This window comes from Candidatus Vallotiella adelgis, assembly GCF_020541305.1.
GTDB lineage: Bacteria > Pseudomonadota > Gammaproteobacteria > Burkholderiales > Burkholderiaceae > Mycetohabitans > Mycetohabitans adelgis.
On the sequence record NZ_CP047396.1, the window covers coordinates 234,080 to 259,159 of the forward strand.

Genomic DNA, 25,080 nt, shown 5'->3' on the forward strand with positions numbered 1-25,080 from the left:
ATCCCAACCTTCCAAACTCTTCATATCTCTCAACCTCCTCCTATCCCCTATCCAACTAATAACCCCTACACACAACACACCAACCACTCCTCTTCAATACCTCCCTACTCTTTCTCCATCCCTCCATCAAACACTCCCCACACTAAACCCCCATCTCCAACCTTTCTCCTAACTAACAATAACACCCACTACCCCATTCTAAACAACTACAAATCCAAACAATCCCAACTTACCAAACACACCTCCCTCTTCAACTACATTCCTCACTATACCATATCCCACCACCATTACCAATCCCACACCACACCATTCCTCCAAATTACTCCAACCCCCCACCTCAACCATCCCCTCACCATATTCTCTCCCCCCACCCCACCTCTCCAGCCCACACATGCCATGCCGTAAAAAAACGAATGGGTATGTTGCGATAAAAAAGTCCGGCTTCTGCCTGGCTTAGGGCTCCTAGCATCGCCATGCGTCATGCTGTTTTGTGCTGCCCCCCACCCTGTTTTTACGCTTTTTTTCCGGATTACTATTGCGTCAGCGTATACTCCACCTACTCCAGTTATTAGTATACTGAAAAATACGCTAGTAATAATTCGTGCGTAAAATTTTTTACAATTAATATACTTCATTTATTTGGTAGTGGATTATTGAAATCTCACAAATATTAAAAAATACGGTGTTTATTTAATACTAATTAGTGTTTTTTGAATTTTATAAACAACTAAAAATATTATTTACTCACATTTTCCTTAAATTTGATTTTTCTTACCTTACGTAAATACACGATATTTAATAACTTGTTATTATTAAGATAGATCGGTATATACTATATTACTAGTATGTATAGCTTCTGCTACCGTGTTACCCTAGATGATCTGATCAGGTGTAAATAGTTGAAACAAGTATCAGCTTGCATGAAATGAGCGCATAGCTTAGGTTGTGTTTTGTCGTAACCATGAAACAACATAGAACTCGATGTATTGACTGCTCAATGTATATGATTGAAGAGCTGGGTTGACTCATAAAACACTAAAATCTTTAGTTCGATAATTAAGGCGCTAGCGCTCTGGATTTTCTCATACTACTCATTCTAAAATTTATGCAGATAGAATAGCATTACTTTCTGCGACTATTGACGACTTTTCGCAATGTAGTAATCACTTTTTCGTGTGGTTCAACCTTCTTTGTTCATTGGGTACACGTCTAGCTGATGTGTATAGACATAGGCGGCCGGCAGGCGATTGTAAAGAAGTATAGATTTTCCGCGCTCAGAATTGAACCGCTCCGATAGCACATGGAGGCATGTTAAGTCGAATACGCACAGCCGAACTACTATAGTCTAGCTATAGTATAAAGCCTGAACTACTTGATGCGGCGCTTGTTCGGAGCATGAATAATATTATTCCACAATCTGTGCTTGACATTGCCTAAATCGCGGATGAGCTCGAACCTAAATAGTATTCCATCAGGAACGCGCAATATATGTTTTTATATGTGCAAGTGCGCTAGCACAAGAATAAAAAAATTAAGCTGGATTCAGCATAACACTGCACTACTAGCTCACTGGTCTTACTTTTCATACAATGGTTATTAGTTCCATTCCTTGAAATTAGTCAATCAATTAAGCGTGTAGCCGCATGCATATATTTTGGAGGAACGCGTAACGCGTATCTATGTATTAACTGCGAAATCCTATACTTCATAGGTTAGCGAAACTTGTACATAACTAGTACACTACTTTAAGGTATTTTTTTACATAGCTATGCACTAATAGTAAAGAAATAAACACGACGTTTACGTCTATACAGACAGATTTAGTCTCATCTATGCATTATCGGATATTAGATTCATAGTAGGTTAATGCTAGTCCAAAACGCTTCCACTTATCGGCCCCTCAAACATCCAGTCGACTGCTAGCACGATATTTTGGGAAATTATAAGCAGATTTGAGGTGTCTAAAATTTGTAAGACAGTCGGTCTGTGTTGACTAGCATCTCAGTGTGCTGTTTTTCAAGGTAGATAGATAAATGTAGTATGTAGTTAAATCGAGAAAACCTTGCGTAGCATGGAGATTAGCTTAACATACTATTTTATCGTATCAGTACTATATGTAGCGGGTACTTCTAATTCTAGTAGAAACAGTACAATAGTAATGAGGGAAAGTTAACATCGAGAAAAACTATCTAGACTGGGAATTATGTAAAGAACCTAAATGTTAATTATTCGACAATCTGACGGGAAATTTAGAAGCAAGCGTTTCTCGCTATTGTGCGTCTTGATCGGTATATAACTACCAGGTATATAGCTAATAGGAAATATTCATGGGTTTTCTAGCTGGTAAGCGCATTCTCGTTATGGGTTTGCTATCAAACCGCTCGATTGCATACGGTATCGCGCAGGCTGCGCATCGTGAAGGTGCTGAACTAGCCTTCACCTATGTTGACGAACGATTTAAAAAACGCATCACCAAGTTCGCTGCCGAATTCTGCAGCCAGTTAGTCTTTCCTTGCGATGTTGCTGACGATATGCAGATAAACGCGCTATTTGCATCACTAAGACAGTATTGGAATAACTTAAACGGGTTTGTACACTCTATCGGCTTTGCACCGCGTGAGACAATCTCAGGCGATTTCCTAGATGGCTTGTCGCGCGAAGGATTCCGTATCGCACACAATATTTCTGCCTACAGCTTTCCGGCCATAGTTAAGGCAGCTGAGCCGATGCTAGCAAATAGCGCGTCATTGCTGACATTAACGTACTTGGGCGCAGAGCGCGTAGTACCACATTACAACACAATGGGACTCGCCAAAGCTTCATTGGAAGCCAGTGTGCGCTATCTAGCAGCCTCGCTCGGCCCACGACGAGGGGTGCGCGTCAATGGTATCTCAGCTGGTCCCATTAAAACGTTGGCAGCCAGCGGCATTAAGGACTTTGGTAAGATCTTGCAATTTGTCGAACATAATGCGCTACTGCGCCGGAATATAACCATTGAAGAGGTTGGTAATGTAGCCGCGTTTCTATTGTCCGAGCTATCCTCCGGAATTACCGCCGAGATTATCCATGTTGATAGCGGATTCAACGCAGTCGCCGGCGGGTTATTCAGCACCGGCAATGAGCTAAGCCACGAGAACTAAACGCGTTGTGCTGAGGCATACCATCTCAAAGCGGAATGCATAGCTCCCGAGCGATATAAATCGGCTGTGGGATATATATCTCACAGATAAACAGAAAAAACCGGAATACAGCAATACTAAATAGTTTATTAGTGCATAAACAATCCCTCAACGCAGAGGATCTTGCACTGGCGGTGCCTTTAATAGTTCAATCAGTCTCGGGGTTAACCAAGTGAAAATTCGGCTACTGATACGCGATGTCTCTGCACCCTTTGCAAACCAGGTGCAGAATGCGTGTATATTAAACACATCTGCAGTATTGGAATAGCCCTTTCCCACTAGAAACTTCCCGAGCATATGTTTCAGTGCCGGGTTAGCGCCCCCCGATAATCTCATTGACTATTATCCAAACTGAGATAGAAGTCGATGCAGTACATTAAACAGCTGTAATAATTAGCTATTAATCTAGATAGCTACGTAATACTACACAGAGTTTGAAGATGCTGTGAGCACCGACTTAAAGCACTAGGCCCAGCGCCAAAACATCAGCCACCATGCACTATTAGTGACCGCCAACGCTACGCAAAAGCATAGTAGTGCTCCTACGCGCCGCACCGCTGCGGCACTAATCCTGTACGTGTATCTAATAATGATTTTGACCGCGAGATATAGGCTCACTATGTTGGCTAGTGCTAATAACGCAAACCACGCGTCTGGGACCCAGCTAAGCGGCAGATGCTCAGCGCGCAGCATCGATACTGTGGTAGATGATAAACCGAGGAATACGCTCATTCCGGCCAGAGGAATTAATGCTTGCGCAAAGTGATGTAATCGAGAAGAATTCCACGGACCGAGCAGTAAGTTCCCGATAGAGATACATGCCAGCAGCGCTGTGCCATACAATAAACCAGTGGTAACGATATAGCTAATCACTAGGCCGCCATCGAGCCACGAAAATACATCATTCTGATCTGGATAATGGGTAAAGATAAACCATGGCGCATTAGTCTGCAATGGCCACATGATGTCGTGGTCGATTAACCATGCGGCAAGTGATTGCTTGATCAAGACAAAGATCGGGCTGATGGTCCAATGGAATGCGCCGATCGCAATGCCGAGCATCCCATACAAAATTAATACAGTATCCCATCGGTTCGCCGCCGTCCCTCCAAGCTCAATAACTTCCTGAGCTGGCGATCGCCAGCTCAGCATAATCGCATTGCGATGCCCGCTGCAACGGCCACACATATGGCAAGCCGATGCGCTCTTCATATTTCGTAATGGCAAGAGCGGTGCGCAGTTCACCGGTATTACGCGATGGCTATGCTCGCTCTGCGTATATGAGTGGATCCACGCTTTCGTGTCTACCCGATAGTACAGCGGGGAAAGCCGAGCTAATAGTGCAAATACACCATTGACTGGACAAAGGTACTTACACCATACTCGTTTTCCCCGGCCGTATAGGAGACCAATCACGATGGCAGCAACAGTCGATCCTCCAAGTACTAGTAGTACTGCATTTGGGTACTCGTACACGCTGACCATTTGCCCATAGATCGTCGTGCACGTAAACACAACGAAAGGCCAGCCGGCCCAGCGCATCCAGCGCGGAATCGAACGATTCAATCCATGCTGGCTTGCGAATTCAGATAACGTGCCCTCCGGACATAATACGCCACACCATACACGCCCGAGAACTACTATCGATAGTAGAACGAATGGCCACCAAATTCCCCAAAACACAAACTTCGTGAATACCGTAAAGTTAGACCAGATATGCGAAGTATCATCTGGTAGCGGCATAAATACAGGCACCAGGATCAGTATTACATAAACCAGTAAGACGATTAGCTGCACGTTACGGATAACTGTACGATTGCGCCGCAACCAGTATCCAGCCCAAGATAACCAGCTAAAGCTGGAAGCAGGCATCAGATTCATTCGGGCTTTCTCTGTGTATAGATTAAGGTTGGCGCTGCCGAGTCTGGCGCAGTAATATCCAGACTACTAACCAGAACAAGGCGTATGCAATAAGATTAGTCAGTGCCACATGAGCCCGATAGCCAGTCAATGTCGCTACTAGCGAACCAACGCTACTCGAGTCATCTAAAATGTGCGATATATCCCATACTATATCAATGCCAGTTGGAATAATTTCTTTGTCTATGAGCTTATCGACACTCGTTTCGAATAGACCAGCACCAAGGAACAACAGCATAACTTCAGTGATGTTAAAGAACACGCGCCATGAGAATATCCGTCTACCTAGTTGCAGTAGATAAAACGTAAGGAATGCAAGTGCTAAACCGATTAACACAGCCAGCCACTGCATTGTATCGACGTAGGCTAACCGACCGAAGCCTAACCCATATAAAAAAATCACCATTTCACTGCCTTCGCGCGCGACTGCTAGCGCCGCTAGCACTGCAATGCCCCAAAAGTTTGCACTGCGCCAGGTATCGGACAATGATGCTTCAATGTTTTGCTTGAGATCGCGGCTATGCTGCCTCATCCACAGTACCATCTGAACAATAAGCACGCATGCAACTAAAAGCATGGCCGTTTGGAAATAATCTTGAGTATCACCGCACAGTATGTTAGTTAGACCGGTCAGCGCGGCACCCAGGCCAATTGCCGCTATCAATCCTGCGCCGACGCCAAGCCAGAGCCACGGCAATCCCTTACGCATACCGGAATCTCTATTATTCAACCAAGCATGCAGGATGCCAATTACAAGCAGTGCCTCAACGCTTTCCCGCCATACGATGAATAGAATCTGACTTATCTGACTCATTACATCTTCCTTTGCGTGACGTATTACTTTGCCACTATCACACCTTGCGCGCTCTGATGAAAATCATCGAAGAACTTGTATTCACCCGGTGACAGCGGCGGGATCACAACAAACGACTCGGCGCCCGGCGCTAGCACCTTCTCCTTGCGCAGTTGAATGCTCTCAAATTCGACAGCATCCTGGCCGATATTGTGCAGCTCAATTTTAATGCGTTTGCCAGCCGGCACCTCGGTACATGCTGGATTGAGCTTTCCGTCTACCATTTCAAGCTGGAATGTAGGTAGACTCGCAGAGCGTGGGGCGCTGCCAAAGGCGGTGCCCCACGCCAGTAGCCATGCCATACCATACAATTTAAGTGCATGCCTTATCAATCAGTACCCACCTTTTTTTCCAATGCCAGCAAACGGAAAGTCGTAATGCAATTTAAATAACTTAAACCATGAATCAACACCAGTTTCCTTATCAATATGGCGGCCAAACGCCATGTTTCCAGTCCGCTCGGGAGGTGCAATGAATAACTTCAGATGGTACTTACCAGGTCCTGCGAGTTTTATGTTGTCACCATAGTGCGGACCATCACTCGCTACCATTGCTACTAAATTACCTGTTTGAAAGTAGTTTGATCCGAACTTAGTCAACTCGTAGCATATTTTCAGGTATGGTATCCAATCACCCTCGGCAAATCCGGATGGATTATTCTGAACTGCATGAATGTCCGCTTCCAGGTGAATGTCCGAGTCAGACGATTTGCGCATCATACCTTCGGGGTCCATCCTGATCGGTTGAAGGTATACCATACCGATCTCCATTCCACTTTGGATTTTCGGCTTCCCAAGTGGATACTCGGCTGCTAATACCACGCTTGCAGCGCTCATTATCAGCGCGCATAATGCCGCGGTGGTAATGACGAAAACTGGACGAAAACCTACCATGGATATTCCTTGCTATCATGTGTCAATACCGGAATAAGAACAATTCTCAATACACAGTTAGTGTAGCACCGATCTGCAAGTTATCCAAAGTTAGTATGTATGCTAGATATAAGCCGCGTGAGCTATGTTAATTGGTCGCGTATCTGCGCTACCTTCTTAAACTCGAATTTCTATGCGCAATCAAGCATCTACCTTTCAAGCTTTTAATTGCTTTTTCAAGCTGGCTTATCTGGCACTTTCGCTATCTCGCGCACCTCTTGCTTCGATCGAAGATCGGCGAGCGCCTGCTACATCATAATTAGTGATTATATTCCATAAACGCGCAACCGCTGCCGCTGTAGGCGGCCTTCCTAATCGCCTCCATTATTGCGCGTTTAGCATATGGAAACCTTTCGTGTAGCATATAAACACTGACCTGCACGTTAAGATTTCAAGTTGCAGATCTTCAGATATCCGCTTGACCGTATGCATATTGCTGTAAACGAACTATCAACCACTATTAGCACAAGAATCTATTAGTTACTCAGCTATACGATTCGTTAAAGCTTACGGCACTCGAATATAGCTACGCAGCTAGAGTTGTATTCGGTGTCAATACTAGTGCCGGTCAGCTAGGTCGAGCGATGACGTTTTCTATCGCAGATATTTACCTAAGCCAGTTTTACTGAGCAGCGGTTGGAACGCAAGGTTATCACCGAGATGGTGATCCTGCCAGTAAAAACAACTGGTATGACTAATAGGGTAATCTGTCGAAGACAACAAATTTACGCTTGTCGAGCAAGCTATTATTCTCAAGGTATAATGTAAATACATATACGCATTTCTTTTAGCTTAGATAAGTAAACAAGATTTTATTGTTTTCGAACGATATAGCACTAAATCTAGATCTGTAGTCAAAATGCTGCACTCAAATGTACATACCACTTATCGAGCTAGAACATACCGGATATGCACATATATGAGCTACACTCCGGATCGGATAGTAGCGTATAGTTTTTTCTCTGCTATTCCTCTGAATAATCAGTCAGTTGTGCAGTTTTAGTCATATACCAGATAGCTATCTCTGATAACACTGGAACTCAAAATTTAAATTAATATCTAGCAGAACCTGATGGGTTCGTGCAATGAAATTCTCGATCAGCACTCTATTAAATACCGGACATACTTCAATGACATTTAGCCAAAAATACATGGCCGAGTATTCCGCTAAATAATACACCCGACATAGAATATATTTAACAAGAAAAATAGAGTTACAGCCACAAAATAAGACTTATGCTCAATGCTGGAAATAAACTAAACAGCTTTTTAGCTAGGTTACTGCTAGTACAGAAAAAAAATGCAGGACGTTCACTTCTGCATATAGCTGTACTACGTAAGTGTTATATTCACTAGGATGATGGACTAGTTATCCCGCAGCTTCTTGCGAAGATATAGATAAATTAATACGGCACCTCACCTACCTGCTATCGCTACATAATTAGCAAAAATAAATATAATAACGAGGGTTGGATGTATAAAATTGGCGATCGTGGACCAGAAACTACTCTTCCCATCTCATGCAAGTATAATAAGCGTATAAAATGGAGTTATACTCAGGCTTTTCACAAATTGTTCGGCGTTGATTTTATATTATTACCCCACTATGTCAAACTTTTCGCCAACTACTTGGATTTTTATTACCGCGTTTGGCGGAGCTGGCGTTATGCTCCCCGTTGCTGCAGCTATCGCGCTGTGGCTTATCGTAGGCCGTACCTGGCGCAGCGCAATAGCATGGTCCGGCCTTCTCATGATTGGTATCGCGTTGGTTATAGTCACGAAAATAGCCTTCCTCGGCTGGGGTGTTGGCATACGCTCATTGGACTTCACTGGCATCAGTGGCCACTCCATGCTCGCGACTGCTGTCCTGCCGGCTGCAGTGTTCTTGGGCACGCGCTCTGTACCAGTCGTATTGCGACTAACAATGTTAATCGTTGGACTAGTTGCAAGTGCTATTATTAGCGTATCGCGCCTTGCTGTAGATGCACATTCAGTCTCAGAGGTTATCGCTGGATTCGCACTTGGTGCGGCTGTTTCGTTGGGCTGGATCATATGGGCAGCGCCGAACAAGCTAAACGTGACTGCACCCGTATCGCGCTGGCTCGTGGCAGTAAGTCTTATTGGGCTTACTATATCACTGCATGGTTATCATGCACGGACTCATCGGTGGGTTACACAGATTGCCGTATACCTATCAGGCCATGATCGGCCATTTGTACGAGCACGCTGGAAGGCTCACCAGGCACCAATATTGAGCCAGACCAGATACTTAAAATAAAGCCGATAGATGTACGAGTCAGTACATTATAGCAATAAGCTACTTATACGCTACGATCTGCTGTAGTCAGCTTTGACTATACTCATCCAGTCTAGAAAATTGCTAATTTATAGCAGTATTGATTAACTGTCTTACCTCCGTGTACTAGTAGATAAACCCGATATCGGGCATCTAAGTTGTATAAGAAAAACTAACAGTTACTAGATGATGTGAGTTAGCTAATATGCTTATATGAAAGCACTGCTCGACTAAGCGTAGTCTTTTGAGCAAACATGGGAAAAGCTCCTTAAGAAGAGATAATAGTTGACTAGTGAGAGTAGCTATAGTTGTAACTATATATCTGAATGCACAATGCTTAAAATTAGATTAAGTGTGATAGACGCTTAATCACTTTGACAAAACAATAAAAAAACTTTTAGCTAGCTGCCTCGCTTCTTTTTGAATACCGGAAGATCGACTTTTAGTCGAAACTGCGATTATAAAAATCGCATAATTCGTGATACATTTTTACAGCAATTGAATAGAATAATACGGAGGACGGATAGAATGCTGACAAATCAGTCGAGATACGTATCATGTGCATCAGCAAGAGGAGTCATGATAGGTGACAACCGACCAGGGTAATAGCGCATCGTATAAATTAAGGACAGCTACTCATACCGTTTACTATGCATCCTTTCTTGTATTTAAAATATTGATAATATTGCTGGTTTCCGCAGTGCCTAGCCGGCTTTAACCGCGTGAATGTTTAGTATGCTTAACTCATTGATTATAAGATATCGCTTTGCAGGTATCGAGGGTAAGATGATTAATCTTAGATTGACATCATCGGAAGGACTAACAAAATGAGGTAAACGTCTGGAGTGTCTCTACAGTCCAGCGTAACTAGACTATTATGGCAGCACTATGCTCGACCTGTGCTTTAAGCTTTTGGCTCGCATGAAAAGTCACAACACAGCGTGCTGAAATCGGGATAGCTTCACCGGTCTTCGGGTTACGTCCTGGACGTTGCGTCTTGTGACGTAACTGGAAGTTGCCAAACCTAGATAGTTTAACGCTTTTACTGCTTGCGAGAGCATCACATATTTCCTCAAAGAAAGCTTCGACTATATCTTTTGCCTCGCGCTTATGCAGCCCGATTTGATCGAATATCAACTCAGCTAGCTCGGCTTTTGTCAGCGTCGGCATTTCGGATAAAACTAGATTCATGTAGAGTAGATTATTATAATTTTTCGTACTGCTGTTGTTCAGACAGCAGTGCTGCAGAAGTGACTCGAATTGAAGTAGTATCTAGTTTTTTTCGGTCAAATCAGATTGTATTTAGCCACGCAACCTTGCACCAAAAACTTGAGCGAAACATTTTATTAAGGCTGCTATAGCAGGCTCAATTTCTTCATGCCGCAGAGAACCATCAGTATCTTGCAAGGTTAACCGGAACGCAATGCTTTTTTCATGAACTGAGATTTCATTAGGAACAGTGCTTACATTGTTTTGCTTTTCAATAAATTTTGGCCGGTATTCATCAAATACCGCTATATCTTGTACAAACCGGAGTGCATTGTTACGCATCCGCACCCGAGAAAACTCATCAAGTATCGATTGCACTTCAACATGTTTTGGTACAATCACGGCAATATCACGGTGCACTAGAGGAAATTTTGAGATCTCAGTTACGCTCGGTAGTACATGCTCAGACACCGAATTTACCTCGACCTCAAATAGTACTGGTACATGTGAGAGATCATATTTTTGCAGCCAACGTGGATGCAACTCGCCGATCCAACCGACAATGCGATTATCAATTTCGATCCGTGCACTACGCCCTGGGTGCAATGCTACATGTGAGTCCCGTATAAATCGAGGGACTATCGGTGAAAATAGCGCCTGTACGTCGCCCTTTACATCGAAGAAATCAACATATCGCGTTGATACTCCCCACTGCTCATTAACGACTGAGCCATAGGCTAATGCACCGATCATCTTTGGTTGAGCAACGCCTTGCACCGCCAACTCTGCCGCTTTCACTGTTGAGTCCACGTAAAAGATCCGACTAACTTCAAATACACGTACGCGCTCTACCTGTCGATTTAAGTTATATCGTAGAACATCAATCAAGCTGCCAAACAATGTTGAACGCATTAGCGACAGCTGACTTGCGATCGGGTTGAGTAATGCGATGGGTTGTTTATTGCACGCGAAGTCTTCTTCCCGTGTAGCATTAACAAAGCTAAAATTAACTGTTTCTGAGTAATCGCGTATTGCTAATATGCGACGTAATGTATGAATAGACCGCCGCGTCTCATTTGTTGGCTGCATCTTGCTGGTTGTTATTGGCAATCGTGCTGGGATCTTTTCGAATCCGTAGATGCGAGCAATTTCTTCAATAAGATCTTCCTCGATTTCGATGTCAAAACGGTAGGCTGGAGGCGTTACCATAAACATATCGCTATCTACTGAGCGTTCGAACAATAGATTTAAACGCGAAAATATGCTAGCAATCTCGTTCGCATCGATCTGCATACCAATAATTCGCTTTACTTGCGATACGCGCATTAAGACTGGCTTGCGCTGCGGTAGATTGGAAATATGGTCATCTACTGGACCGGCATTACCACCGCAGATTGTCGTGATCAAGTACGTCAGGTACTCGATATGTTCAACGGTAGTTGAGTAGTCAACTCCTCGCTCAAAACGATATGCAGCATGAGTGAAAAGGTTATATTGACGCGCACGTCCACGAATACTATCCGGCCACCAAAATGCTGCTTCTAAATAGATATTCTGCGTATTAAGCATCACCGCAGTACTACTACCACCCATGATACCGGCAAGGCTTTCGATATATCCCTGATCATCTGCGATCACACCGACCGTTTCATCTAACTTAATTGTACTGCCATTCAGCAGCTTCAGTGTTTCTCCGCTCCTACCCCAGCGCACATGTAAGCCGCCATTAATCTTATCTATGTCAAATAGATGTGATGGGCGTCCGAGCTCGAACATTACATAGTTTGAAATATCAACGAGCGCTGAGATACTACGCTGGCCCGCTCGCTCTAGTCTCCGAACCATCCATGCAGGAGTGCGAGCTTGAGCATTGACATTTCGAATCACGCGGCCAGAAAAGCGTCCGCAAAGCTTCGGGGCCTCGATGAACACTAGTAACCGCGCGTCGCAGGTAATCGGAACAGTGGGATAAGATGGCATGTTGAGCGGCGCGCCAGTAATTGCAGCTGCCTCACGCGCAATACCAAACACCGATAAACAGTCAGCTTTATTCGGTGTCAGCTTGATCTTAAAAATCATGTCGTCGAGCTGTAATACATCGCGGATATTATCTCCGATCAACGCATCGTTTGGTAACACTAATAGCCCGCTAGAATCGTCTGACAACTTTAATTCGCTTGCCGAACATAGCATGCCCTGGCTTTCAATTCCGCGCAGCTTTAAGGGTTTAAGCTCGAAGGGCGCACCACCCGTTGCGACAGGTGGTAATATCGCACCGATCTGCGCAGTAGGCACCTTGATACCGGGTAATACGTTCGTTGCACCGCATACAATCGTCAGTATCTTTCCCGTACCTACGTCAACTTGACATATTTTTAGCTTATCGGCATTTGGATGCTTGATGACCTCAAGAACATTTCCAACAACGATCTTCGATGTTGGTGGTGCCACCTGCGCTAATTTTTCGACCTCAAGACCCGACATTGTCAGTGCATATGATAGTTCTTCACTCGACAGTTGAGGATCAACAAAGCTTCTTAACCAGGACTCAGTAAATTGCATATGGTGTTGATAAAGAAGATCTACTTACGTGAACTGGCGCAGGAAGCGTAGATCGTTCTCAAAGAACGAGCGCATATCATCTACACCGTAGCGTAGCATAGTTAGTCGCTCGAGGCCGCTGCCAAATGCAAAACCAGTATAGAGCTTTGGGTCAAGCCCCATATTATGCAATACGTTCGGATGTACTTGTCCAGAGCCAGAAATTTCAAGCCAGCAACCAGCATTTTTTCCTCGCTCAAACCTCATATCGATCTCAGCAGACGGTTCAGTAAACGGGAAGTACGACGGGCGAAAACGTATTAGGATATCGTTACGTTCAAAGAACTGCCTTAGAAAGGCTATGTACACACCTTTCAAGTCTGCAAAGCTAATGCTTTCATCGATCCACAACCCTTCGATCTGGTGAAACATCGGCGAATGTGTCGCGTCACTATCGATACGATAAGTGCGTCCAGGGACGATACTCTTAATCGGTGGCTTATGTATCTGCGCATACCGAACTTGCATCGCACTCATATGCGTACGAAGCAATAATGGTCTACCTTGCGCATCTTTCGCGTCTAGATAAAATGTGTCTTGCATCGAGCGTGCTGGGTGGTTTTCAGGACTGTTTAGCGCGGTAAAGTTATACCAGTCTGTTTCGATCTCTGGACCGTCAGCCACATCGAAGCCAATCGAATGAAAAATCTGCTCGATGCGCTCCCACGTTTGCATTACTGGATGCAGACTGCCTACACTAGAGCGGAGTCCTGGAAGGGTTACATCAATCGCTTCGGCTGCTAGCCTCTGATTAATTAGAGCGTCAGAAAACTCTTGTCGACGTGCATTTAATGCTTTTTCGACACGCTGTTTTGCGACGTTAATGCCAGCACCCTCCCTCTTTCGAACCTCCGGATCTAACTTACTCAAACCCTTTAGTAATGCGGTTAACGCACTATTCTTACCTAAGAAGCGCGCTTTTTCTTTTTCGAGTGTCGCGGTATCTGCAGCATTCGCAAAAACACGCTGTGCATCGGCGATGATCTGCTCAAGATCAGGAGATCCTATCATTCCAATGTTTTTAGTATAGTAAAAAGGCGTGCAGCTAATAAAACGAAGGGGCAGTACTCGAACTCCTATTTATACGGGACGGGTCGGTATTTTCTTGATGTGCGCAATATTAACCGACCCGGCACTAACTATCTTTTCGGTTAGTGAGTAATGGCCGCCTTTGCTTGGGCAACAACGGCGCAAAAAGCAGGCTTATCGAAGACGGCCATATCAGAAAGAACTTTTCTATCAAGTTCAATAGATGCTTTTTTTAGGCCATTTACCAATAAGCTATAGGTAATATCGTGTTGGCGCGCTGCTGCATTAATACGCGTGATCCACAAACGCCGAAATACTCGTTTTTTATTACGTCGATCTCGATATGAATACTGACCAGCACGCATAACCGCTTGCTTAGCTACCCGGAATACATTATTCCGACGGCCACGATAACCTTTTGCAATACTAATAACTTTTTTATGGCGGGCCCGTGCAGTAACCCCTCGTTTTACTCGAGGCATACTTCTCTCCTATGAGTGTAGTTTAGGGCTACGCGAACGGCATCATCGCGTGAACGGAATTGACGTCTGACGCATGGACACCTGTGCTGCCACGCAAGTGGCGCTTATTTTTTGTCGTTTTTTTTGTCAGGATGTGACGCTTGAAGGCTTGACTACGCTTCACGGTACCGCCTGGACGCACGACAAAGCGCTTAGATGCGCTTTTTTTGGTCTTCATCTTAGGCATTGCTACCACTCCAGTTTTTATGGTCACGGGTGTGCGGCCGAATACTCCGCCCTTGAAAAACCCGATGATCATTTATTTTGGCGTGCTTTGAAATCGCGTTATGCGCCCGTTTTCTCGAAAGAGGCCGTACTTTCCTGCCCCTGAGACTCGTATTACAAGTTGCACTGCAAACGGTAACATGCCGCGTACAAGGCACGCACCATTACTTCTTTTTTTTGGGCGCCAGCACCATTACCATCTGACGACCTTCTATCTTCGGCATTTGTTCAACCTGGCCATGCTCGTCGAGATCTTGACGTAGACGGTCTAGCATTCGCATACCAATTTCTTGGTGAGCCATCTCTCGCCCACGGAAACGCAATGTAATTTTTGTTTTATCGCCTTCTTCTAGGAATTTTGTCAGATTACGCATCTTGACATTGTAATCACCGTCGTCGGTGCCTGGGCGAAACTTGACTTCCTTGACTTGAATTACTTTTTGCTTGAGCTTTGCCTCGTGCTGCTTTTTGGCTTCTTGGTATTTGAATTTTCCGTAATCCATTAGGCGACACACGGGTGGCTGTGCATGTGGAGCAATCTCAACAAGATCGACATTAAGACCTTCTGATAAACGGAAGGCTTCGGCCAGCTTCACGATGCCAATAGGCTCTCCATTAACCCCAACTAGACGCACCTCTGGTGCGCTAATTTCACCGTTGATGCGTTGCGATGACTTATCAGTAGCGATGTTACGTTTCCTCTAAAAAATAAAAAACCGTCTAGACTAAAATAGTAGCTTACTTGAAGACTCGTACTTCATTGTGGAGATAGTCAAGGAAATCTTTGACTGGCATAACACCTAAATTAACTCCGCCATGAGTACGTACAGCTACCGTTTGCGTATCATGCTCTTTTTCGCCAACAATCGCTAAATATGGAACTTTTTTCAGAGTATGTTCCCGTATTTTATAACCAATCTTTTCATTACGCAAATCGAGAGACGCTCTAATCCCTTGTTTCTTCAAAGATTTGACAATATTATTGGAATAGATAGATGAATTATTTGCAATATTTATCACTACCACTTGTACTGGAGCCAGCCACAGCGGCATTGAACCAGCGTAGTGTTCGATTAAGATTCCTAAGAAGCGCTCCATCGAACCTATAATCGCCCGGTGTAGCATCACTGGGCGACAGCGGTTATTGTCTTTAGCTACATACTCTGCGCCGAGGCGCTCTGGAAGTACAAAGTCTAATTGCAGCGTGCCACACTGCCACGACCGCCCTAGCGCATCTTGAATGTGGTATTCAACCTTCGGGCCATAAAAAGCCCCCTCACCACCGAGTTCTTGCCACCGCAGATCACATACAGCAAGGGCTTCTCGCAAGCCTTGCTCAGCACGATCCCATATGTCATCGGTTCCTGCTCTCTGCTTCGGCCGCAATGCTAGTTTAATGTCAATTTTCTGAAAGCCGAAGTCTTTGTACACACTCATTGCTAACGCATTGAACGCAACCGACTCCGCTATTACCTGATCTTCCGTACAAAAAATGTGTGCGTCATCTTGCATGAACCCGCGCACTCGCATCAAACCATGTAGTGCACCAGAGGCTTCGTTGCGATGACACGAACCAAACTCAGAAAAACGCAATGGTAGATCGCGATATGAATGAAGGCCATGATTGAAGACTTGCACATGCCCTGGACAGTTCATCGGCTTAATCGCGTAGTCGCGTTTTTCCGATTCTGTTGTGAACATATTTTCTCGATAGTTCTGCCAGTGGCCAGAGCGTTCCCATAGGGAACGTCCCATGATTATCGGCGTCTTGATCTCGAGGTAGTTAGCCTCGTCAAGCCGATGTCTGAGATATTGCTCAACTTGCTTCCACAGCGTCCAGCCCTTGGGGTGCCAAAACACGAGCCCAGGAGCTTCGTCTTGCAGGTGAAACAAGTCTAGCTGCTTGCCAAGCTTGCGATGATCGCGTTTCTCAGTTTCTTCAAGCATGTAAAGATATTCATCTTGCTCCTCTGTGCTAGCCCATGCGGTACCGTAAATCCGCTGCAGTTGCTCGTTTTTTGGGTCGCCGCGCCAGTAGGCGCCAGCCAGCTTCATTAGTTTGAATATCTTGAGCTTACCCGTAGACGGCACATGGGGACCGCGGCATAGGTCTGTAAAATCGCCATGTGAATAGAGCGTTATATGCTCGAGTGGCGGAATTGACTCGATAATCTCAACCTTATAACGCTCGTTAATTTGTTGAAAGTAGTGGATCGCTTCATCACGTAATACCACGCGGCACGATACAGGCTCGTCTTTTTTAGCGAGCTGCTTCATACGCAGCTCGATTTTTTTTAGGTCTTCGAGTGTGAAGGCGCGATGATAAGCAAAATCGTAATAAAACCCATTATCTATAACTGGACCGGTTGTCACCTGAGCCTGAGGAAAAAGCTCTTTTACACTATATGCAAGCAAGTGTGCTGTCGAGTGACGGATTATTTCGATCCCCTCCGGGTCTTTATCCGTAACGATTGAAAGATCAGTATTGCACTGAATGACAGTCGATGTGTCCACGAGCTTGCCATTGACTTTTCCACCAAGCGCTGCCTTCGCAAGATCTGGACTAATGGACATAGCCACGTCGGCTACCGTAACCGGATAATTGTATTTCCGGATAGAGCCATCGGGCAGTCGCACTGAAATCATTGCGTTCTCCTAACGCTGTGCTACGTATGCAGTGAAGTTTGATTTCTAAAAACTAGATTAAAAAATGCGGTTTCATCTTATTAAACGCCTAAGTCTGGAAAATATTCTTGACTAGTACCCCAAAAAATTTTTTGGTTGATATGATAAGTCTCATAATTATCTCACCTAAAAATGCGGTTTTTAGGTAGATTTTTTCCTATATTAAGGTTTTGTTAAATTTATATTTGTTGGTAGGCTCGATTGGAATCGAACCAACGACCTTCACCATGTCAAGGTGATGCTCTAACCAGCTGAGCTACGAGCCTGAATTAAGTACAACTATATTGGGATTTTTATCTGTTGCCAAGTGCTTCATATAAGGAAGATTAAATAATCTAAGCTTTATATACTATACGATAGCTTTTTCCGACGAATGAATTCGTCTTTTTTTTCTAGCATTTTGTGGCACCGCTTTGCTTGTATTACTTTTTTTGCAGGCCGTCTATTAACGCGTGGTAATGCACTGCACTTGCATACTATTTTTAACAAAAGAATGATATATGCATCATGTCACGACACGTCTGAATCTTGATTCTAACTAAATACATTTTTTGGCGTGCATGTATTCTGGCAATGATATGCAGATACCCACTGATAGTCAACGTCTTCGACCGTTCAGTTGATTGAGTAAATGTCTTATCCTTGGATCGGAGTATATCGCTAGATTAAACTGTATTCTACATATCTATCTCTAGTGTATATGGCTATATAAAAAGCTTGCTCAGTTCTTGTCATAGAATGTTTTTTCTCCACCTTGTTTTATAAAGCCAGCAATCTCGCTGGCCCGCCAAGGCTGGCAACATTTTTCTAGTTAACTAGTTACCTTCTTTAAATTTGCTGTACATATGAATCTAAAAATGTATTCAAAGCCGGTAGTGACCCATTTGGCCATCTTCTGTGGCATGCACTTTCCTGAGCGCGTTGATTTAGTGATCATCACTATCTCACCTGGGTTCGGTAGGAACTCTGTTCGCAATGCTCACCTAATCCGCTAGAGGCGCTGATGATCACGAAAAGATCTTGTTTTCGAGATTAATCGAACCACTTGATCCTTATTTCGCCCAAGACAATTACACTCAACTAAAACGATCTCCAATAAGGAGGATATAAATGACCCCGAAAGGCTGGATCGATCAGTATGGGCCGCGCCAGTCGATAGAATATGACGTAGTAGTAATAGGCGGTGGTCCGGCAGGGTTATCGGCAGCGATCCATCTAAAGCAGCTAGCAGCAAAGAAAAGGGTAAGGCTGACGGTATGCGTTCTGGAAAAAGGCACGGATATTGGCGCGCATATTATATCAGGAGCGGTAATAGACCCGCGCTCGCTCGATGAGCTGATTCCACAATGGCGTGTGTGTGGCGCACCACTAACAGTTCCGGTAACTAAGGATCGGTTTTTGTTTCTGAGTCGCATAGGAGCACTACAGACACCAGATTGGGTACTACCGGAAAACTTCAAAAACCATGGTAATTATATAGCAAGCTTAGGTAATATGACGCGCTGGCTTGGCCAGCAGGCTGAAACATTAGGAGTCGAGATCTTTCCAGGATTTGCAGCAGCCGAGGTGCTATACGATAAGCGTGGTGCGGTAAACGGGGTAGCCACGAGCAACTTAGGAGTAGGAAAAAATGGTCAGCCTACAGCGAATTTCCAGCTTGGCATAGCGCTGCACGCGAAGTACTCTCTGTTCTGCGAGGGCGCGCGCGGGCATCTGGGGCAGCAGTTACAGGATCGTTTTAGTTTGCGCACGGGAGTAAATCCTCAGGTATATGGCATTGGCATCAAGGAACTATGGGAGGTAAATCCAGTCCGGCATACACCGGGGTTGGTGATACACACAGCAGGATGGCCACTAGATGCGAAGACCTACGGAGGATCTTTTCTATACCACTTAGATAACCATCGGGTAGCTGTAGGGTTAGTAGTTGGACTGGATTATAAAAACCCGTATCTATCACCGTTCGAGGAGTTTCAACGCTACAAAACACATCCAGCGATCCGCGTGTTTTTAGAGGGTGGAAAGCGGATCTCGTACGGAGCTCGAGCGATTACTATGGGCGGTCTGATGTCGTTACCTAAACTCACGTTTCCTGGTGGAGTGTTAGTGGGGGACGAGGCGGGATTCCTTAATACTTCGCGCATCAAGGGTATCCATGCGGCAATCAAAACAGGGATGTTAGCCGCTGAGGCAGCGTTCGAAGCGCTACAAGCAGGTCGTCTATGCGATGAACTGATCGCGTACCCACAAGCATTTAAGCAGTCGTGGCTGTATGAGGAACTATACCGGGCTCGAAACTTTAAGCAGTGGATGAGCAAGGGATTATACGTAGGATCGCCAATGGTATTTATTGAACAGAAGCTGCTAGGCGGGCGTATTCCATGGACTCTTCATCACCGAAATGAAGATCACGAACAGCTTAAACCAGCCTTGCAGTGTCAACCGATTAGGTATCCAAAGCCAGATGGTAAGCTAACATTCGATCGGCTCTCATCGGTGTTTATCTCGAACACGGATCATGGGGAGAATAAACCGACGCACTTAATACTCAAAGACGAAAAGGTACCGGTATGCATTAATTTAAACGAGTATGCAGGACCGGAAAGCCGCTACTGTCCAGCAGCAGTGTACGAGTTCGTGCACGAGGAAAATGGCAGCGATCAGCTGATTATTAACGCGCAGAACTGCTTGCACTGCAAGTGCTGCGACATCAAGGATCCGACACAAAACATTGTGTGGGTCACACCCGAAGGCGGTGGCCCTAACTACTCAAACATGTAATAGGGCTCAGTATCGCAGCATATCTGCGATACTATCGCTGTTCAGGGAAAATACCTCAAAATTAAATATTTAGGGCGCATGTATGGGGATTATAGGCGTCTTTGTCTGAACGTCTGCGCATTGCGCCCGGTGCCGCAGTACATGGTCTATTAACACTAATGCAAGCATCGCTTCGGAAATTGGTATAGCTCGGATGCCAACACATGGATCATGACGTCCGAGCGTCTTGACCATCACAGGCGCACCATTTTTACCAATTGAGCGCCGCGAGATGCGAATGCTCGAGGTCGGTTTAATTGCAATTGATACTATAATATCCTGGCCAGTTGAAATTCCCCCTAACACGCCACCCGCTTTATTGCTCATAAAGCCTTCAGGTGTAAGCTCGTCGCTGTGTAGCGAACCACGCTGGCGCGCGCTTTCGAATCCAGCGCCAATTTCTATGCCTTTCACTGCGTTAATGCCCATCATGGCATAAGCAATATCTGCATCCAGCTTATCAAACAACGGTTCACCCCATCCAGGGCATACGCCGGAGGCAATAACCGAGATTCGGGCACCAATTGAGTCGCCGTTCCTGCGCAATTCATCTATATAAGCTTCAAGCTGCGGTACGATGTGTGAATTCGGTGCGAAAAACGGATTATTGGCCACATGCACCCAATCAACAAAAGGAATGTCAATTTCTCCTAACGCACTCATGTAGCCCCGAACTTGGACACCAAAGCGCTCTCTTAACCATTTCTTCGCTATTGCCCCTGCTGCAACATTCGGTGCAGTTAGCCGCGCGGATGCACGTCCGCCTCCAAAATAATCTCGCACACCATATTTATGCCAGTATGTGTAGTCTGCATGACCTGGCCGGAAAGTTTCCGCGATGCTGTTATAATCTTTGCTGTGCTGATCCGTATTACGAATCAGCAATGCGATCGGTGTTCCCGTTGTAACGCTGTCAAACACGCCAGATAAGATTTCTACCCGGTCGTTTTCCTGGCGTTGTGTCACGTGGCGTGAGGTACCTGGCTTTCGGCGATCGAGTTCTATCTGTATATCAGTCTCAACTAACTTTAGACCTGGAGGACATCCATCGATTACACAACCAATAGCTGGACCGTGAGATTCTCCGAAGGTCGTCACTGTAAAAAGCGTACCAAAAGTATTACCCGACATACTATTTGTCCAAAAATTACTCAAACTATTATGATGCCAGGGCCGTCGCAGCCTGTATCGCAGTAAAAAGTGTACTACTTTACTAGTTTAGTTCTTTTCTGCCTATCGTCGAACACCTTCTATCGCGGTGTACATCTTGCTAGTAGGTGCTGTAGTATAGATACGCTTACCTCTGTAAGACTGAACGCTAATGTGTAGACATCTTCTATCAATAACTGGAACCAGAAAAAAGAATGCGTCACTCGCAAAAGCTAACCTCACTCGATCGACATTATAACGATTTTGTATATCTGTAGCAGTTATAGGCAACATTTTACTAAACTTAGGGTAATTAGGTTGCCCGTATAAAAGAGCAGGATTTTATAATAAAAAACGCGACAACGACTCGCTGTTCGGAAAACGGCCTCACAGAGAAATAACCGGAGGTGAGAAAAACTTTGCTCGTACAGAGCTATAAACGTTATAACATATAACAATGCGTACTTTATTGTGGAATTTGGATAATGGCTGCAAGTTCTCGATTTTAGAGCGGTCCTTAGCGTGCTTCACACGTATTCTATTTGGCAACTAATTATGATATAATATATAGGAATTTGGTTCTTAAACTTCTTCTCAATTACCGCTTTAGCCATGTCATAGATTAAGTGTATAATGAAAAACATGTATTTCTTTATAATAATCTTAATTAGACGTGCCATTCGATTGTACCTGTATAGTATTACGCATTTTCGCAGCCTAGCACCACGCCAATGCATAGAAAGTTCATAACCTAATGCAAAATTACGTCAAATAAAACCGGAATGTTTATTGGCTGAACTATATACCAGACTGCGCTAGACAGTCGCTACAGGTGGAGTATATTTGCCGTTAGACTGCTTGGTGTGGCTGCTGCAACGGCGGCGAGCGCTCAGCAATGCGGAAAGTGATATGTCTAGACCGACATGGTCCAACGCAGAAAGTAGCATCGGGCCATCGACGTGGGTGGTATTAAGATTAAGCTGATAAGCAAACTCATTGCGATTGATCACAAACAATTGATGAAGTTGGCGTAAGCTCGCATGCTGCGGATTTACTAGAAGTACGTAGTGATCTGAATCATGCTCGCGCTGTATTCGGGCAACCCAGTCGATAGTCTCAAGCTGATCCAGCAGTCGAGCAGCTGTCTGTAATCCGCAGCACTGCAACCGCGCGAGTTCATACAACGTGTAACTGGAACGGCCCGTATCGCGGGCATCATTAAGCCACGCAATCAGCTCTAGCGCATCTAGTAGATCGCCACCAGCATAATCGACGCGATGAAAGTGCCCGAGTCGGATCTCTGGCAATGCGGATGTCAACATTGCACCGAACAGCGTGATTAACCAGCTCAGGTAGACCCATAATAAGAAGATCGGAATCGTCGCAAATGCGCCATATACAGCTGTATAGGTTGGCATGCGCCGAATATAAAATCCGAAACCTCGCTTAGCAAGCTCAAACGCAATCGCCGAACACAGTCCACCGATAAATGCATCACGCCATGCTACTCGGCAGTTCGGTAAATAAACGTAGGATAAAGTAAACGCTAACACCGACAAAGGAAGCACTGCACCGGTTAGTGCCCATTCAACTAACGTTGGCATTGCACGTGACGCAGCGCCCGATGCTGCGGTAGCTGCGCCAGTTACATTAGCGACTGTGCCAGCAAACATTGAGTGCGTGAGCAGGTAAGATGACATCGATAGGCTTACACCGATTAGCAGCGGTCCTAATGTAATCACTGCCCAATATACTAGAATACGCTGTGCAAAAGGCCGCGACTTACGTACGCGCCAGATTGTGTTAAATGCCGATTCGACGATCATCATCGTCATCACTGAGGTAACTACCAAAGTAATCATCCCGACTGTTGTTAACCCCTTTGCTTTTTCCGCAAACTGATTTAGATATTTAAATATTTGGCTATTAATCTGTGGCGGCATCAGATGGTCGGCTAGAAATCCTTGGAGAGATTCTTGGAATGACGCGAAGATTGGAAACACGGTAAATAGTGCGAAAGCTACTGTCGCTAGCGGAACTAGAGACAATACGGTCGTAAATGTAAGACTACCTGCCACTTGTGGGATCCGGTCCTCGGCGCTGCGAGTAGCAACAAAGCGCGCGCGTCGCTTTAATTCGTCCAGATTAATATTGAACTTCATTAAAGGCTAACTCTCCTTACATTTCTATAAGAACAATGGTTTGCAATACAAAGTATAAAAAACATCTATCTGCTACGGTCAGAGTAACGTTACTTCGATGTCACTTAGGAACTCATTAGAACTACAGCGGCCGAAGCATAGATAGTGCAACCCGCCTGACAGGCATACCTATGTATTGAGTCACTTATTTCCATAAACTATAGAGCTACTAGTTCGGATATCCCGGATGATGATCCGTCATATTTAGGGTTGCGTAAACTAACCGAAGTGCACTCGATTTAGACCAAGCCACATGATGGCGCTGACAGATAAGCCCATCGCGCTCTTACCTATAGTAGTCCGTACAACAGACACCACTTTTGGATGGCACATGAGATCTGAGCTGATTGAGAAGCTCTACAGAGTATGCGGAAGTGCTTTTACGTCGCTGGGATAAGAAACGGTGGCGATTATTTAGCCAAGCTTTTATTGTGGAAGAGTGTCTTAAGTGAACGCACTTGGCAACAGCACTCACTCGGGATAGCGGGTTATAAGTCGCAGGATAATAACCCAGCACTCACGGTGTCTGCATCAGTTTTACTGGCTATAGATAATCTTGCTTAATACCATTACTTATAGTGGTTAGTTTTAGGCATAAGCCGGAGCATCTAGCTAGATAGAAAGTATACGCTAATAGCTCAGCGTTAAGTTTTTAATACACTTACTGCATGTTTACATACAATTATCCATTATATTAATTCTTAATTAATAAAGGTATTGTACGCGCAATCAGTAATGCCGGCAGCCATGCAATCTTAAATTAGCGTACTCAGTTATCGCACGCTATTCAGGAACACTACTTAGTACGCCAACGCTGCCTATTATGCCTCGACTAAACACTCATTCATAACACCTTGTACTACACTGCCGTACTTCCCACTTCCCTTATGCAGGCGTATTAACACGAAAGCAGCGCAGATCAGGTCCCAGGTCTCTGGGAGAATGGAAATAGCTACCCCGAAAATCGCTGTCTGTAAGACTAAAAATAGATTTTCGAGCTATGCGAGTAGCATCAGAATATAAAATCAGCTACGTGTCGATCAGCACGTAGCATCCATAATACTATTTATATTCCCACTTAATTTTTTAAAAATTTAGTAAAAATTTTTATTTTATATGGTGTTAATTCAACTGTTTTTTGCTATATCGGATTTTATATGGTGTGAATTATTTTTAATACAGAGCGATTCCCAAAAAGCGTCACGCCCGATTTGGGCAGAAATCGGGCGTGACGGAGAGAAGGAGAAGCCTGACAATTACCTACTTTCACACGGGAAATCCGCACTATCATCGGCGTGGAGTCGTTTCACAGTCCTGTTCGGGATGGGAAGGGGTGGGACCAACTCACTATGGTCATCAGGCAAAAAGAGATGCAGTCGATTCTTCCACCGTAGTATCTACATGTGCTTTGCAGATCGTATGCTAATGGGGTACCGACAGCCAATTTGGATTAGAAACAG

At 44.8% G+C, this 25,080-nt stretch carries 16 protein-coding genes, 1 tRNA gene and 1 rRNA gene; 3 read left to right on the forward strand and 15 right to left on the reverse strand.

Annotated features, from left to right (window positions below):
* Positions 1-2,327: 2,327 nt before the first annotated feature.
* A complete protein-coding gene (gene fabI, locus GJV44_RS00935; protein WP_226806651.1) occupies positions 2,328-3,140 on the forward strand; it encodes an enoyl-ACP reductase FabI in 813 nt (270 codons plus the stop codon).
* 504 nt (positions 3,141-3,644) lie between these two features.
* Here fabI and GJV44_RS00940 read toward each other — a convergent pair.
* Genes GJV44_RS00940 through GJV44_RS00955 form a run of 4 tightly spaced genes read right to left on the reverse strand, consistent with a single transcriptional unit; the run spans position 3,645 to position 6,788 of the window.
* The gene (locus tag GJV44_RS00940; protein WP_226806652.1) at positions 3,645-5,060 is read right to left on the reverse strand and encodes a 4Fe-4S binding protein; all 1,416 of its coding nucleotides are present in this window, start codon (positions 5,058-5,060) and stop codon (positions 3,645-3,647) included.
* A gap of 22 nt (positions 5,061-5,082) precedes the next feature.
* Positions 5,083-5,904, reverse strand: a complete 822-nt coding sequence (locus GJV44_RS00945; RefSeq protein WP_226806847.1) for an FTR1 family iron permease — start codon at positions 5,902-5,904, stop codon at positions 5,083-5,085.
* Between the two features lie 32 nt (positions 5,905-5,936).
* Positions 5,937-6,254 carry a cupredoxin domain-containing protein gene (locus tag GJV44_RS00950; RefSeq protein ID WP_226806653.1) on the reverse strand — a complete coding sequence of 106 codons (318 nt, stop codon included), beginning with the start codon at positions 6,252-6,254 and terminating at the stop codon, positions 5,937-5,939.
* A gap of 30 nt (positions 6,255-6,284) precedes the next feature.
* On the reverse strand, positions 6,285-6,788 hold the full coding sequence (locus GJV44_RS00955; protein WP_226806848.1) for an iron transporter: 504 nt from the start codon (positions 6,786-6,788) through the stop codon (positions 6,285-6,287).
* Positions 6,789-8,550: 1,762 nt separating this feature from the next.
* On the opposite strand from GJV44_RS00955, the gene GJV44_RS00960 reads away from it, so the two are divergent.
* Entirely contained in the window at positions 8,551-9,162 is a 612-nt protein-coding gene (locus tag GJV44_RS00960) for a phosphatase PAP2 family protein (RefSeq protein ID WP_226806654.1), read from the forward strand.
* An 885-nt stretch (positions 9,163-10,047) separates the two neighbouring features.
* Here the strand turns inward: GJV44_RS00960 and GJV44_RS00965 are convergent.
* The 8 genes from GJV44_RS00965 to GJV44_RS01000 form a co-directional block, all read right to left on the reverse strand.
* Positions 10,048-10,413 (reverse strand): integration host factor subunit alpha, encoded by a 366-nt coding sequence (locus GJV44_RS00965; RefSeq protein WP_478210272.1) that lies wholly within the window; start codon positions 10,411-10,413, stop codon positions 10,048-10,050.
* 69 nt (positions 10,414-10,482) lie between these two features.
* Complete coding sequence (gene pheT, locus GJV44_RS00970; protein WP_226806656.1) at positions 10,483-12,951, reverse strand: phenylalanine--tRNA ligase subunit beta; 2,469 nt, start codon at positions 12,949-12,951, stop codon at positions 10,483-10,485.
* A 24-nt stretch (positions 12,952-12,975) separates the two neighbouring features.
* Positions 12,976-14,001 carry a phenylalanine--tRNA ligase subunit alpha gene (pheS, locus tag GJV44_RS00975; protein WP_226806657.1) on the reverse strand — a complete coding sequence of 342 codons (1,026 nt, stop codon included), beginning with the start codon at positions 13,999-14,001 and terminating at the stop codon, positions 12,976-12,978.
* Between the two features lie 140 nt (positions 14,002-14,141).
* Positions 14,142-14,501 carry a 50S ribosomal protein L20 gene (rplT, locus tag GJV44_RS00980; protein WP_226806658.1) on the reverse strand — a complete coding sequence of 120 codons (360 nt, stop codon included), beginning with the start codon at positions 14,499-14,501 and terminating at the stop codon, positions 14,142-14,144.
* Positions 14,502-14,529: 28 nt separating this feature from the next.
* A complete protein-coding gene (gene rpmI / locus GJV44_RS00985) occupies positions 14,530-14,727 on the reverse strand; it encodes a 50S ribosomal protein L35 (protein WP_226806849.1) in 198 nt (65 codons plus the stop codon).
* Positions 14,728-14,929: 202 nt separating this feature from the next.
* The gene (gene infC, locus GJV44_RS00990; RefSeq protein ID WP_226806850.1) at positions 14,930-15,454 is read right to left on the reverse strand and encodes a translation initiation factor IF-3; all 525 of its coding nucleotides are present in this window, start codon (positions 15,452-15,454) and stop codon (positions 14,930-14,932) included.
* 49 nt (positions 15,455-15,503) lie between these two features.
* The gene (gene thrS / locus GJV44_RS00995; RefSeq protein WP_226806659.1) at positions 15,504-17,411 is read right to left on the reverse strand and encodes a threonine--tRNA ligase; all 1,908 of its coding nucleotides are present in this window, start codon (positions 17,409-17,411) and stop codon (positions 15,504-15,506) included.
* 228 nt (positions 17,412-17,639) lie between these two features.
* Positions 17,640-17,716: transfer RNA gene (locus GJV44_RS01000), tRNA-Val, on the reverse strand.
* Positions 17,717-18,560: 844 nt separating this feature from the next.
* Between GJV44_RS01000 and GJV44_RS01005 the strand changes: the two genes are divergently transcribed.
* On the forward strand, positions 18,561-20,231 hold the full coding sequence (locus tag GJV44_RS01005; protein ID WP_226806660.1) for an electron transfer flavoprotein-ubiquinone oxidoreductase: 1,671 nt from the start codon (positions 18,561-18,563) through the stop codon (positions 20,229-20,231).
* 69 nt (positions 20,232-20,300) lie between these two features.
* Here the strand turns inward: GJV44_RS01005 and aroC are convergent, their stop codons facing one another.
* The 3 genes from aroC to rrf form a co-directional block, all read right to left on the reverse strand.
* Positions 20,301-21,401: a chorismate synthase gene (gene aroC, locus GJV44_RS01010; RefSeq protein WP_226806661.1), complete on the reverse strand. Its 1,101-nt coding sequence runs from the start codon at positions 21,399-21,401 to the stop codon at positions 20,301-20,303.
* Positions 21,402-22,234: 833 nt separating this feature from the next.
* Positions 22,235-23,581 carry a YihY family inner membrane protein gene (locus GJV44_RS01015; protein ID WP_226806662.1) on the reverse strand — a complete coding sequence of 449 codons (1,347 nt, stop codon included), beginning with the start codon at positions 23,579-23,581 and terminating at the stop codon, positions 22,235-22,237.
* A gap of 1,286 nt (positions 23,582-24,867) precedes the next feature.
* Positions 24,868-24,981 (reverse strand): 5S ribosomal RNA (gene rrf / locus GJV44_RS01020).
* Between the last annotated feature and the right edge of the window lie 99 nt (positions 24,982-25,080).